Origin of the sequence: Streptomyces sp. URMC 123, from assembly GCF_051386515.1 — a bacterium.
GTDB lineage: Bacteria > Actinomycetota > Actinomycetes > Streptomycetales > Streptomycetaceae > Streptomyces.
In genome coordinates this window covers 1-398 of sequence record NZ_JBPQTV010000722.1, presented here as the reverse complement: position 1 = coordinate 398, position 398 = coordinate 1, and the positions used below count along the sequence as shown (strand labels likewise).

The following is a 398-nucleotide window of genomic DNA, read 5'->3' as shown; positions in this document are numbered from 1 at the left end:
TGTTTGGGCGGGGTGGTGGGTGGCTGGTCGTTGCTTGAGAACTGCACAGTGGACGCGAGCATCTGTGGCCAAGTTTTTAAGGGCGCACGGTGGATGCCTTGGCACCAGGAACCGATGAAGGACGTGGGAGGCCACGATAGGCCCCGGGGAGCTGTCAACCGAGCTTTGATCCGGGGGTGTCCGAATGGGGAAACCCGGCAGTCGTCATGGGCTGTCACCCATACCTGAACACATAGGGTATGTGGAGGGAACGCGGGGAAGTGAAACATCTCAGTACCCGCAGGAAGAGAAAACAACCGTGATTCCGGGAGTAGTGGCGAGCGAAACTGGATGAGGCCAAACCAGTCACGTGTGATACCCGGCAGGGGTTGCGTGGTTGGGGTTGTGGGATCTCTCTT

At 58.8% G+C, this 398-nt stretch carries 1 rRNA gene; it reads left to right on the top strand.

Annotated elements, in window-relative coordinates:
* Positions 1–66: 66 nt before the first annotated feature.
* Positions 67–398: ribosomal RNA gene (locus tag ACSNOD_RS31790) — 23S ribosomal RNA — on the top strand; the annotation flags it as partial.